The sequence below is a fragment of the Ferrovibrio sp. genome (genome assembly GCF_041906005.1).
Classification (GTDB): Bacteria; Pseudomonadota; Alphaproteobacteria; order Ferrovibrionales; family Ferrovibrionaceae; genus Ferrovibrio.
The window spans coordinates 1-11,514 of record NZ_JAYRJY010000006.1 but is presented as its reverse complement, the minus strand read 5'-3'; the positions used below and the strand labels follow the sequence as shown (position 1 = coordinate 11,514).

Annotated in this window: 9 protein-coding genes and 1 pseudogene; 8 read left to right on the top strand and 2 right to left on the bottom strand. The window is 63.4% G+C overall.

Annotated elements, in window-relative coordinates; translation table 11 throughout:
- A pseudogene (locus tag ACE3OO_RS20015) lies at positions 1-776 on the bottom strand (glycosyl transferase-like protein); the annotation flags it as partial.
- Between the two features lie 118 nt (positions 777-894).
- Between ACE3OO_RS20015 and ACE3OO_RS20010 the strand changes: the two are divergent.
- Positions 895-1,665: a DeoR/GlpR family DNA-binding transcription regulator gene (locus tag ACE3OO_RS20010; RefSeq protein WP_374305828.1), complete on the top strand. Its 771-nt coding sequence runs from the start codon at positions 895-897 to the stop codon at positions 1,663-1,665.
- A gap of 7 nt (positions 1,666-1,672) precedes the next feature.
- On the opposite strand, the gene ACE3OO_RS20005 is transcribed toward ACE3OO_RS20010, so the two are convergent.
- Positions 1,673-2,851 (bottom strand): aromatic ring-hydroxylating dioxygenase subunit alpha, encoded by a 1,179-nt coding sequence (locus ACE3OO_RS20005; protein ID WP_374305826.1) that lies wholly within the window; start codon positions 2,849-2,851, stop codon positions 1,673-1,675.
- 193 nt (positions 2,852-3,044) lie between these two features.
- Here ACE3OO_RS20005 and ACE3OO_RS20000 point away from each other — a divergent pair, with 193 nt between their 5' ends.
- From ACE3OO_RS20000 to ACE3OO_RS19970, 7 genes are all read left to right on the top strand, one after another.
- Positions 3,045-3,977, top strand: a complete 933-nt coding sequence (locus ACE3OO_RS20000; RefSeq protein WP_374305824.1) for a LysR substrate-binding domain-containing protein — start codon at positions 3,045-3,047, stop codon at positions 3,975-3,977.
- 212 nt (positions 3,978-4,189) lie between these two features.
- The gene (locus ACE3OO_RS19995; protein WP_374305821.1) at positions 4,190-5,446 is read left to right on the top strand and encodes an FAD-dependent oxidoreductase; all 1,257 of its coding nucleotides are present in this window, start codon (positions 4,190-4,192) and stop codon (positions 5,444-5,446) included.
- A 14-nt stretch (positions 5,447-5,460) separates the two neighbouring features.
- Positions 5,461-5,772 (top strand): sarcosine oxidase subunit delta, encoded by a 312-nt coding sequence (locus ACE3OO_RS19990; RefSeq protein WP_374305819.1) that lies wholly within the window; start codon positions 5,461-5,463, stop codon positions 5,770-5,772.
- Complete coding sequence (locus ACE3OO_RS19985) at positions 5,773-8,691, top strand: 2Fe-2S iron-sulfur cluster-binding protein (protein ID WP_374305817.1); 2,919 nt, start codon at positions 5,773-5,775, stop codon at positions 8,689-8,691.
- Between the two features lies 1 nt (position 8,692).
- On the top strand, positions 8,693-9,427 hold the full coding sequence (locus ACE3OO_RS19980) for a hypothetical protein (RefSeq protein WP_374305815.1): 735 nt from the start codon (positions 8,693-8,695) through the stop codon (positions 9,425-9,427).
- Positions 9,424-10,431 (top strand): GlxA family transcriptional regulator, encoded by a 1,008-nt coding sequence (locus ACE3OO_RS19975; protein WP_374305812.1) that lies wholly within the window; start codon positions 9,424-9,426, stop codon positions 10,429-10,431. The genes ACE3OO_RS19980 and ACE3OO_RS19975 overlap by 4 nt, the downstream gene beginning before the upstream one ends.
- A gap of 105 nt (positions 10,432-10,536) precedes the next feature.
- Positions 10,537-11,295: a helix-turn-helix domain-containing protein gene (locus tag ACE3OO_RS19970; RefSeq protein WP_374305810.1), complete on the top strand. Its 759-nt coding sequence runs from the start codon at positions 10,537-10,539 to the stop codon at positions 11,293-11,295.
- The last annotated feature ends 219 nt before the right edge of the window (positions 11,296-11,514 follow it).

The window sequence follows — 11,514 nt, the reverse complement described above, 5'->3', positions numbered from 1 at the left end:
AGGTGGATCTTGCGCTTGCCGCTTTTGGCCAGCGCTTGCGCGGCGCGCTCGAGGCCGAGATACATCGGCAAAGGATGTGCCTTGGCATGGAAAGAGAGCCGGCCGACGAACAGCACCGCGATATCGTCAGGCCCCAATCCCAGGGCCGCGCGCGCGGCATCGCGCCTATCCGCCACCGGCGTGAAGGCCTCGGTATCGACGCCCAGCGGAATGACGGGCAATTGCGGGCTCGTGAAATGCGCCGCTCCCATACGTTCCTTCAGATATTCCTGCTGTCGGTCGAGCACCAGTTCGATGGTGTCCCGCACCACGCGCGAGGTGCAGATGAGGGCGTCCCAATTCTGTACCGGGGAGCTGAGCAGGCCGCTGATCCAATCCATGGCGCCGGCCGACGCCGTGGTATGCGTGATGCCGGTAATGGAATAAAGCCGCTGGCCGACCCCGCGCCGACGCCAGGCAGCGGCGGCGAGGCTGGGGTCGGGAAGATAAAGCGTACCGGGACCGCGCGGGCTCGCGGCATCGCTCTCATCCAGCCAGCGCACCGGGCGCTTGTTGCCGAAGTTGCCAACCAGGCGCTGGAAGTGTCCGGCATATTCCTTGGTCGCGGCATAGCAATAAAGCGTGTCGACGCCGCTATGGCGCAGAAAGCCCTTGAGGAATCCTTCGCCGGCGGCGTGACGGCCCATCAATTTCTGACGGCTCGTGTCATAGCCTTCCGGCTGATAGAAAATGGCGGCGTTGGTTTGGACGCCGGTGTCGGTCGCGGAATCGTTCATGGGCGCGAGCATAGCGGCCCCGCACTTGGTCGCCAAAAGATATTCTTGGGACTTGGCCTTGGCGCGGGCGCACCCGAAATGCCATGATCGCGCGGTTCTGAATCGGTGGGGATGAATTATGGGTCGAAGCGCGCGGAACAAGGTCGCCCGGCAAAAGCGCATTCTAGAGGCGCTGCAGGCAAATGCTGCCGTGCGGGTGGGCGCCCTTGCCGAGGCGCTCGGCGTTTCCGGCGAAACCATCCGCCGCGATCTCGCTGAACTCGGCAATGAGGGGGCCGTCAGCCGGACTTATGGCGGCGCCGTCGCCAAGCCTATCCTCAACGAACCGAACTGGCGCGTGCGCCATGGTGCATTTCAGGAAGAGCGCCTGCAGATCGCCCATCGCGCCCGGGCCCTGATCTCGCCCGGCGATATCCTGATGCTGGAGACCGGGTCGACCGTCATGCATCTGGCGGAACTTCTGGCCGAGGATGGCGACGATCTCACCGTCATCACCAGCAGCCTGGAAGTGGCGCTGACCTTGGGGCGCAATGGCGGCATCGTCGTGCATCTATGCCCCGGCATTCTGGATACGCGCGAGGCCTGCGTCACGGGCGCCGAGACCGAGAGCTTTCTGCAGCGCTACAACGCGAGTACGGCCTTTGTCGGTTCGACCGGCATCACCAATGAAGGGCTGCAGGAGAGTCATACCGGGCTGGCTGCCGTGAAATGCCAGATGCTTGCCCGGGCCAAGAAACGCGTGGCCCTGCTCGATCACAGCAAATTCGACCAGGTAAGCCTCGTCACGGCCTGCCCGCTCAGCTCGATCGATCTGCTGGTCAGCGACCGCGCGCCGGGCGGTGAACTCGCTTCGGCGCTCGAGCGGGCCGGGGTCGATATCCTCGGCTAGAACTCGGTCAGCCGGCGAGCAGGTTTTTCGCCAGCCAGCGATGAAAGCAGTGCGTCGGGCCGTCCATGGCCGGCGAAAAGACGCCGCCGTCATAGGCCGGGGAATGGCGGCCTTTCTGCATGCGCTCGACCACGTCGACGTCTTCGGCAAAGACGGTCTTCCAGGCATTGAGATTGGCTTGCTTCACGGCGTCGTAATGCGGGTCGGCAGCGCCGTCGCCGACATAATAGATTTCCAGATGCTCGCGCGTCTGGTTGATGGCGACTGGCTCCAGGCGGATGGCGAAGAAATGATCGCGGTGGATGCCGAGCAGTACGTTGGGAAAGAGCGAGGCATATTCCGACGCCTTGTCCCAGCGTGCCGGCAGGCCCGGGAAGGTCGGTAGGTTCGGCCCATCCTTCACCAGAAGCGGCGTATAGGCATGGCTGCCTTGGCCGGAGAAATGATCCTCGACCTCGATATTATAGTGATCGTCGAGCTTGGAATAGGAGTTGAGGCCCGGATGGATCGAGGGCAGGTGATAGGCCTCGCAATAATTCTCGACCGCCAGCTTCCAGTTGCAGTTGACTGTGAGCTTCAGGCTGCCGACATCGCCGGGATGGCGGATATGGTTCATGTCGAAATCGGCCCAGCGCTCCGCCAGCGGCTTGATATAGCTTTCGAAGGGCTCGGCATCGCCGCTGATATTGACGAAGACCATGTCCCAGAAGACGGCATGGCGCACGGCTTTAAGCCCATGTTCGCTTTTGTCGAAGCCGGGGGCTTCGCTGGTGCGCGGGCCGCCGATATGCGGCGTCCCCATGAGATTGCCCTCAAGGTCATAGACCCAGGAATGGTAGGGGCAGCGGATCCGCCGCTTCACGCTGCAGGCTTCGGTTACCAGCTGTGCGCCGCGATGCGAGCAGACATTGTGGAAGACGCCGATGGTGCCGTCATAGCGGCGCACCATCAGCACGGGGAGGCCCAGCACATCGCTCGGGAAGGCATCGCCCGGATTGGCGACATCGCGGCCGAAGCCGATGCAGAACCAGGTCTTGGCGATGACGCGGTCGCGTTCCCATTCGCGGAAAGCCTGGCTGACATAGGCCTCGTTGGGCAGGCCGCGCGCGGTTTCGATCGGCTGCAGCACGCGGGCAAGCGCTGCCGGGTCGAAGGGCAGGCGGGGCGAATGAGCGGCGGATTGCACGGCGGCTTACTCCTGGGTGGCTCCTGGGGTGATCCTGGCGCCAGTCTTGAGGCGGAAGCGGCGGGAAGTAAATCCGGCCTTATGTGATCGCGGCATGATCCGACGTCATGACGGGTGGGGGAAGCATGCGCGCCCTTTATGCCGTCGCAATGCTGCAGTATAGATGGCTGAACATTTGCTCACGGAACCGGAAATGGCTCGACCCTCGCTGCGCCGCTCTTTGCCGCCCCTCAATTCGCTGGTTGCATTCGAGGCGGCCGGGCGGCTGGAAAGCTTCACCGCCGCGGGCCGCGAATTGAGCCTCACCCAGGCTGCCATCAGCCGGCAGATCCAGCAATTGGAGGCCGATCTCGGTGTATTGCTCTTTTCCCGTTCGCGCCGCGGCATGCGCCTGACGCCGGAAGGCGACATGCTCTATCGTGCGGTCACGGCCGGCCTCACCTCAATTTCCGACACGGCGACGACGCTTCGGCAGCAGCAGGGGCGGCGCAATGTGACCATCGGCGCCAGTCTCGGCTTTTCGACCTTCTGGCTGATGCCGCGGCTGCCCGGTTTCCGTTCGGCCAATCCCAGCATCGATTTGCGCCTGGTTTCATCGGACGCGCTGGGGGACCTTGCCGAGGAGCGCATCGACATGGCGGTCCGCTATGGCGACGGGCACTGGCCCGCCTTGAACGCCACCCGCATGTTCGGCGGCGAGATGTTTCCGGTGGTGAGCCCGGCCCTGCTCAAGGGCAAGAAGCTGCCCTTGAGCGTCGAGGATTTCCGCGCCCTGCCGCTGCTGGAATATGAATCGGCTGATCCGCGTTGGCTTTCCTGGGAGGATTGGACGCAGCACATGCCGGACCGGCCGAAACTCCCCGCCGCGCGCATTCGCTTCAACTCCTACCCCCTGCTCATCCAGGCGGCCATCGCCGGCGAAGGCATGGGCTTGGGCTGGCGCTATTTCGTCGATGAATTCCTCCACGACCAGCGCCTGGTGCGCCCCGTGGAGGAGGTGATGGTGACCGAATTCGGCTTCCACCTGGTGGAACCGATCGGCGCAAGGCCGCGCACGGCCACCACCTTGCTCCGCAAATGGCTGCTCGAGCGCGCGCGGGAGAGCGAAGCGACGCCGCTGCCGTAGTTTCTACCGTCATTGCCGGGCTTGACCCGGCAATCCACTGGTGCCTCAGCGAGAGTGGATGCCCGGGTCAAGCCCGGGCATGACGAATCTGGAAGATGACGCAAAAGGCGACCTGACGTTTCTGCGTCATCGCGTGTCGATAATTGACAATGCCGCAAAATCGGCTGAGATAGCCTTGCCGTCCTTCTGCTGCATGCGCAAAGGCATATCCGATGATTCCAGCCTTCGTTCCCCTGAAGATCCTGCGTTACGGCTTTCGCAAGAAATACCCGGCCGAGCGCTTCATTCCCAAGCAGCAGGATTTGAAGAAATCCTATGACGTGGTGATCATCGGTGGTGGCGGGCATGCGCTGGCTTGCGCCTATTACCTCGCCCACACCCACGGCATCACCAATGTCTGCGTGCTGGAACGTGGGTATCTGGCCGGCGGCAACACGGCGCGCAATACGGCGATCATCCGCTCCAACTACCTGACGCCGGAAGGTGTGCGCTTCTACGAGCAGTCGCTGAAGCTCTACCGGGAGTTCAGCCAGGAGCTTGATTTCAACATCCTTTATTCGGAGCGCGGGCATTTTACGCTGGCGCATACCGATGCCGCCATGCGCACCAGCCGCTGGCGCGCCGAGGTCAACAAGCAGTTGGGTGTCGATTCGGAGCTCATCTATCCGGACCAGATCGCCAAATTGTGCCCGCATCTCAACATGTCGGACCATGTGCGCTATCCGATCATGGGCGCCCTCTACCATCCGCCGGGATCGATCGCGCGTCATGACGCGGTGGCTTGGGGCTATGCGCGGGGTGCTGCCAAGCTCGGCGTCGAGATCCACCAGCAGACCGCGGTCAACGGCCTCATTATCGAAAACGGCACAGTGAAGGGCGTCGAAACCTCGCGCGGCACCGTCTATGCGAACCGGGTGATGCAGGCGGTGGCCGGCAATACCTCGGTCGTGGCCAAGATGGCTGGCTTCCGCCTGCCGATCCGCACCATTCCGCTGCAGGCCTGTGTCAGCGTGCCATTGAAGCCGTTCCTCGACCAGATCATCGTCTCCGGTTCGCTCCATGTCTATGTCAGCCAGAGCTCGCGCGGCGAACTGGTGATGGGTGGCTCGACCGACCCTTACGGTCTTTACGGCACGCGCTCGACCCTCGATTTCAAGGAAGGCCTGCTCGGTCACATGCTGGAACTGCTGCCCATGCTGGGCGAGGTGAAGGTGATGCGGCAATGGGCCGGCATGACCGACATGACGCCGGATTTCAGCCCGATCATGGGCCTGACGCCGGTCAAGAACTATTACATCGACAGCGGCTGGGGCACTTGGGGCTTCAAGGCAACGCCGGTCTGCGGCATGACCATGGCGCACACGATCGCCCATGACAGCCCGCACGATCTCATCAAGCCGTTCTATCTCGACCGCTTCGTCGACTATGCCCAGGTCGGCGAAAAGGGCGCGGCCTCGGTCGGCCATTAAGGGGAGGAAGAGCCATGAAAGTCATGAATTGCCCCTTGAACGGTCCGCGCAACATCAGCGAATTCGCCTGGGGCGGCGAGGTGAAGGTGATGCCGGACCCCAATTCGCTGGGCGACAAGGAATGGGCCGACTGGCTGTTCCTGGAAGATAACGCAGCCGGGATCGTGCGCGAATGGTGGTGCCATGTGCCCACCTCCTTCTGGTTCATCGCCGAGCGCAACAACATCACCGACGAGATCATCAAGACCTATCCGGCGGCGGAGCTGTTCAACACCCGCGTGGAATTTGCGCCCAAGGTTGTCGCCGGTTCTGGGGAGAAGAAGTAAATGAGCGGACAAAATCGCCTGCCCGCACCTTTCGGGCGTCTCCTCGACCGCAGCGAGACGGTTACCTTCGATTTCGAAGGCCGCACCATCGCCGGTTTCAAGGGGGATACGATCGCCTCGGCGCTTTGCGCCAACGGCCAGTGGATGATCTCGCGCTCCTTCAAATATCACCGCCCGCGCGGTGTGCTGACCATGGCGGGGCAGGATGCCAACACGCTGGTGCAGCTGGCCGACGAGCCCAATTGCCTCGCCGACAAGCATCCGGCAGCCAACGGGTTGAAGGTGAAGGCGCAGAACTATTTCGGTTCCTTCGACAGCGACATGGCGCGCGTGGTCGAACTGGTGCACCGCTTCCTGCCCGTGGGTTTCTACTACAAAACCTTCAACGAGAAGAAGAAGTCCTGGGCCTTCTGGGAACCGATCGTGCGCGCGATGACGGGTCTCGGCACAATCGATCCCAAGGCCGATTTCCACGAGAGCTATTACGACAAGCAATATCTGTTTGCCGATGTCGCCGTGATCGGCGGTGGCCCGGCCGGCCTCGCCGCGGCGCAGGCGGCGGCCGAAGCCGGTGCCGAGGTCATCCTCATCGAGGAGAATGCGGCGCTGGGCGGATCGCTGGGCTATGCCCGCTTCGATGCAGCCGGCGCCCAGGGCGAACGTAGCTTGAGCGATTTCAGCCGGGCGATTGCCGGTGCCAAAGGCGTGCAGGTGATGACCGGCACGATCTGCTCCGGCCTCTTTGCCGATAATTGGATCCCGCTCATCAAGGGGAACCGTTTCTATAAGCTGCGCGCCAAGTCGATCGTGGTCGCCACCGGTTCGATCGAGCAGCCGGCGGTCTTCCGCAACAATGATCTGCCGGGTGTCATGATGGCCAGCGCCGCACAGCGGCTCATCCGCCTTTACGGCGTGCGGCCGGGCCGCAACGCGGTGATCCTGGCGGCCAATGACGATGCCTATGGTGCAGTGCTCGATCTCATCGATGCGGGTGTGACGGTCGCGGCCATTGCCGATCTCCGTGCCGACGTGCCGGCAACGCCTTTGGTGGCCGCGGTGCGGGCGCAAGGGGTGGCGATCCATGCCGGCCACGGCATCAGCGAAGCGGTCTATGCGCAGAAATCGCATATCTCGGGTGCCGTGCTGGCGCCGGTCGCCGGCGAGGGGACGTTCGGCGCCGGCGGCACGTCCGTGGCCTGCGATCTCATCCTGATGTCCGTGGGCTTCAGCCCGGCGGGGCAGTTGCTGCACCATGCCGGCGCCAAATTCGGCTATTGCCACCAATCCCACATGTTCCAGCCGGTCGAATTGCCGGCCAAGGTGCATGCGGCGGGTTCGGTCAACAATGTCTATGACATCAATGCCGTCATCGCCGACGGCAAGCGCGCCGGCCTTGCCGCCGCCAAGGATGCCGGGCTCGCGGTTGCCGTGATTCCGGCGGCAGTGGCGGAGAAGGGCAATGTCGGCCGCACACATCCCTGGCCGATCTTCCCGCATGATCGCGGCTTCGACTTCGTCGATTTCGACGAGGACCTCAAATATCACGACCTCGTCAACGGTATCGCCGACGGCTATGACAATGTCGAATTGCTGAAGCGCTATTCGACCGTCGGTATGGGTCCGAGCCAAGGGCGTCATTCGGCCGTCACCTCGGTGCGCATTGTTTCACGTGAAACCGGCACCGACATCGCCAAGATGAACGTGACCACCCAACGCCCGCCCTATACGCCGGAGAAGTTCGGGCATCTGGCCGGTCGCGTGTTCGATCCGGAGCGGCGCACGGCGATGCACCACCGACACCTGGAACTGGGTGCGCAGATGATGCCTGCCGGCGTCTGGTGGCGTCCGGCCTATTACGGCGCCAAGTCGGAGCGGAGCAAGTCCATCGACGCGGAGGTAAAGGCGGTTCGCGAGAATGTCGGCCTCATCGATGTCTCGACCCTGGGCGGTCTCGACGTGCGGGGTCCCGATGCCGCGGAATTCCTCAACCGCATGTACACGTTCAGCTACACCAAGCAGCCGGTGGGTCGCTCGCGCTATGTGCTGATGACGGACAATGCCGGCGTCATCACCGATGACGGTGTCGCCTGCCGGTTCCATGACGAGCATTTCTACGTGACGGCGACGACCAGCGGGGTCGATGCGGTCTATCGCCAGATGCTGTTCTGGAACGCGCAATGGCGGCTTGATGTCGATGTGGCCAATGTGACGGCGGCCTTGAACGGCGTCAATATCGCCGGGCCGAAATCGCGCGCCGTCCTGCAGAAGGTCTGCACGGATATCGACCTCTCGCCCGAAGGCTTCCCCTATATGGGCGTCAAGATGGGGACGGTCGCGGGGATTCCGGCGCGGCTCATGCGCGTCGGCTTCGTCGGCGAGCTCGGCTATGAAATCCATGTGCCGGCGGGCTATGGCGAGGCTCTGTGGGACGCCTTGCTCGAAGCCGGCAAGCCCGAAGGCATCAAGCCCTTCGGCGTCGAGGCACAGCGCGTGCTGCGTCTGGAAAAGGGCCATATCATTGTCAGCCAGGACACGGACGGTCTTACCAATGTCTGGGAAGCCGACATGCCCTGGGCATTGGCCAAGACCAAGCCTTTCTTCGTCGGCGGCCGGTCGACCGAAATCATGGCCAAGATGAAGCTTGCCCGGAAGCTGGTCGGCTTCACCCTGAAGAGCGCCAACGATCCCTGCCCGGAAGAGTGCCATCTGGTGCTGAAGGGAGAGGACATCGTCGGCCGCGTCACTTCCGCGGTGAAATCGCCGAGCCTCGGCAAGGTGGTGGGGCTTGCCTATGTGCATGGCGACGATGCCGAGCCTGGCAAGGAATTCACCATCAAGGTCGACGGCGGCAGGCGCATCACCGGCGTGGTGACGAAATATCCATTCTACGATCCTGAGAACAAGCGGCAGGAGATGTGAGATGAACAATGTCAATCCTGCCGGCCTCAAGCGCCGCTCCTTCATCTACCGCGAATTGGCGAGCCTCGGTGCGCAGTTCGGCGAAGTGAATGGCGGCGCCGTACCGCTCAATTTCGGCGCCGCGCGCGAGGCGGAACTGGCCTCGGCAAGGCGGTTGGCCCTGGCTGATCTCTCGGTCCTGCCGCATGTCGGCTTCAAGGGGCGCGGCACGGTCGAATGGCTGACTGCGCAAGGCCTCAGCATCGGCCCGGACAGCAACAAGGCCTATGTGCAGCCTGGCGGCGAACTCGCCGCCCGCCTGGCGCCGATGGAGATCTTCCTGCTCGATTCTCTCGCCGGAACGGGTACTTTGATGCAGCGTCTCAATGGCGCCTGGACGTGGGCGGAAAGCGCCCCGCGCCCGCAACAGGGTTACCCGCTGCCGCGCCAGGACAGCCATGCCTGGTTCATGTTGGCGGGTGAATTCGCGCCGGAGATGTTCTCCAAGATGTGTGGTGTCGACCTGCGCCGCGACCGCTTTGCCGACGGCAGCATCGCCCAGACCTCGGTCGCCAAGATGAGCGCCATCATCATCCGTGCCGATCGCAAGGCGAAGGATGGGCGAGCGAACGCCGCTTACCATGTTCTGGCCGACATCGCCTCGGCCGAATATCTGTGGTCCTGCCTGATGGATGCCGGCAAAGAGTTCGGCATTCGCCCCGTGGGGCTCACCGCCTTGCAAGATCTGGAGCAATGAGCCGAGATGAAATAGCAGGGCGCGAAATCGCCGATTTCGCGGCCGCCCGCACCATCGGGTCGGCACCTTTCCGTCTCGCCATCATTCTGGTGCCCGGCTTTGCGCTGATGTCGTTCGCCTCGGCCATCGAACCGGCGCGCGCCGCCAACCGCATGTCGGGCCGCAAGCTCTATCAATGGGCATTGTTCGGCACCGGTGCCGAAAGCGTTGAATCAAATAGCGGGATCGAAGTGGCAGCAAGGCCGGTCGGCGAGATCGACCCGGCTGATTTCGACATGGTCATCATCTGCGCCGCCAGCCACGCCGAAACCAAGCGCTTCATGACCGTCGAGGCGGCGGCGCGCCGCCTGCACCGGGCCGGCCTGGCTCTCGCCGCCGTCAGCACCGGCAGTTTCGTGCTGGCGCGTGCCGGGCTCCTCACGGGCCGCCGCTGCACGGTGCATTGGGACTATGCCGATTCCTTCCGCGAGGCCTTTCCGGAGGTCGACCTCCTCAACGATCTCTTCGTCGTCGACGGGCGCATTCTCACCTGCGCCGGGGCGACCGCCGCCCTCGACATGATGCTGGAACTCATTCAATGCCATCATGGCCGCGAATTGGCGCGCCAGATCGCCGACCAGTTCCTCCATGGCGGCATTCGCGGGGCGACGGAAGGCCAGCGCCAGGTGCTGTTGGGTGCCGCCGTGCGCAACACGGTGGTGCAGCGCGCGGTCCAGCGCATGGAAGCGACGGTGGAGGAGCCGGTCTCGCCGGCGCGCCTCGCCCATGAACTGGGCGTCAGCCAGCGCCAGCTGGAACGGCTCTCCAAACGCTATCTGGGATGCACGCCGGCGAAGTTCCACGCCCAGCTCCGCCTGCAGCGGGCGCGGCGCATGCTGCGCCAGACCGAACTTTCAGTGGCCGAGATCGCCATCGCCTGCGGTTTCGTCTCGCTCTCCCATTTCGCCAAGGCCTATCGCCGGCAGTTTTCGGTCAGTCCGCGCCAGGATCGGCAGGCGGCCTGATCAGGGCCCGCGACTTTAGGAGGCATGACGCGGCTGGAAACTGCCGCTATGCTCCGACATCGACCATTTGAGTCGGTCGCGGAACAATCATCAGTGGGACGGGTCATGGCGCGAGAGCGCAGCAGCCGCGAAAGCGGTACCAAGCGGGACGGCAAGGCCGCCAAGGCGAGCATGGCGCGGCAAGGCCGGTCGACCACGTCGATGGCCGGCGCGCCGGACAAGTTGACCGCCAAACAGGTCAAGCGCGCCGCCGATCTGCAGCAGGACCCGCATCACGTTTCGGGCAAGGGGCGCTCGCTGGAAGCCGCCATCGGCCGCGAGGTGCGCAATTTCCGCCACCAACTCAATATGACGGTGGCCCAGCTTTCGCAGGCCTCCGGCATGTCCGCCGGCATGCTCTCCAAGATCGAGAACGGCCAGACCTCGCCGTCGCTCGCCACCTTGCACGAGCTTTCCAAGGCGCTGCAGGTCCCCGTCACCTCGTTCTTCCGCGGCTTCGAGGAGGAACGGTCGGCGACCTTCGTTTCCGCCGGCCAGGGCCTGCCGATCGAACGGCGCGGCACCCGTGCCGGGCACCAGTACCAGCTTCTGGGGCATGGTTTCAGCCGCGGCCTCGCGGTCGAGCCCTATCTGGTGACGCTGACCGAGAACTCCGACGTCTTCCCCATCTTCCAGCATGATGGGGTGGAATTTCTCTATATTTTACAAGGTGAAGTCGGCTACCGGCACGGTGACAAGCTCTATCACATGCGGCCCGGCGACAGCCTCTATTTCGACTCGGACGTCCCCCATGGGCCGGAGCAGCTTCTGAAACTGCCGATCCGCTTCCTGTCGATCATCACCTATGCGCGGGATAACGACTGATTCCTGGGTGATTCCGCGCTGATTCCGGCCCCGAACCACGCCAGGAATAGAGTTTCCTGACAGTAAAAAAAGTTTCATTATCCTTGACAGTACGCGGCGGGTGGTTATCTTTGCACCATCGCGGCGCAAAGCCGCATTTTCCGCCCCCAAGGGAGATATGCGCCATGTGCGGTATCGTTGGCTTGTTCCTCAAGAATCCGGCGTTGAAGCCGGCACTCG

Excerpts from the sequence above, each read along its gene's own strand:
- ACE3OO_RS19975 (WP_374305812.1), top strand. The coding sequence starts at position 9,424 with ATGAGCCGAGATGAAATAGCAGGGCGCGAAATCGCCGATTTCGCGGCC.
- ACE3OO_RS20000 (WP_374305824.1), top strand. The coding sequence starts at position 3,045 with ATGGCTCGACCCTCGCTGCGCCGCTCTTTGCCGCCCCTCAATTCGCTG.
- ACE3OO_RS19980 (WP_374305815.1), top strand. The coding sequence starts at position 8,693 with ATGAACAATGTCAATCCTGCCGGCCTCAAGCGCCGCTCCTTCATCTAC.
- ACE3OO_RS19995 (WP_374305821.1), top strand. The coding sequence starts at position 4,190 with ATGATTCCAGCCTTCGTTCCCCTGAAGATCCTGCGTTACGGCTTTCGC.
- ACE3OO_RS20010 (WP_374305828.1), top strand. The coding sequence starts at position 895 with ATGGGTCGAAGCGCGCGGAACAAGGTCGCCCGGCAAAAGCGCATTCTA.
- ACE3OO_RS19970 (WP_374305810.1), top strand. The coding sequence starts at position 10,537 with ATGGCGCGAGAGCGCAGCAGCCGCGAAAGCGGTACCAAGCGGGACGGC.
- ACE3OO_RS19990 (WP_374305819.1), top strand. The coding sequence starts at position 5,461 with ATGAAAGTCATGAATTGCCCCTTGAACGGTCCGCGCAACATCAGCGAA.
- ACE3OO_RS19985 (WP_374305817.1), top strand. The coding sequence starts at position 5,773 with ATGAGCGGACAAAATCGCCTGCCCGCACCTTTCGGGCGTCTCCTCGAC.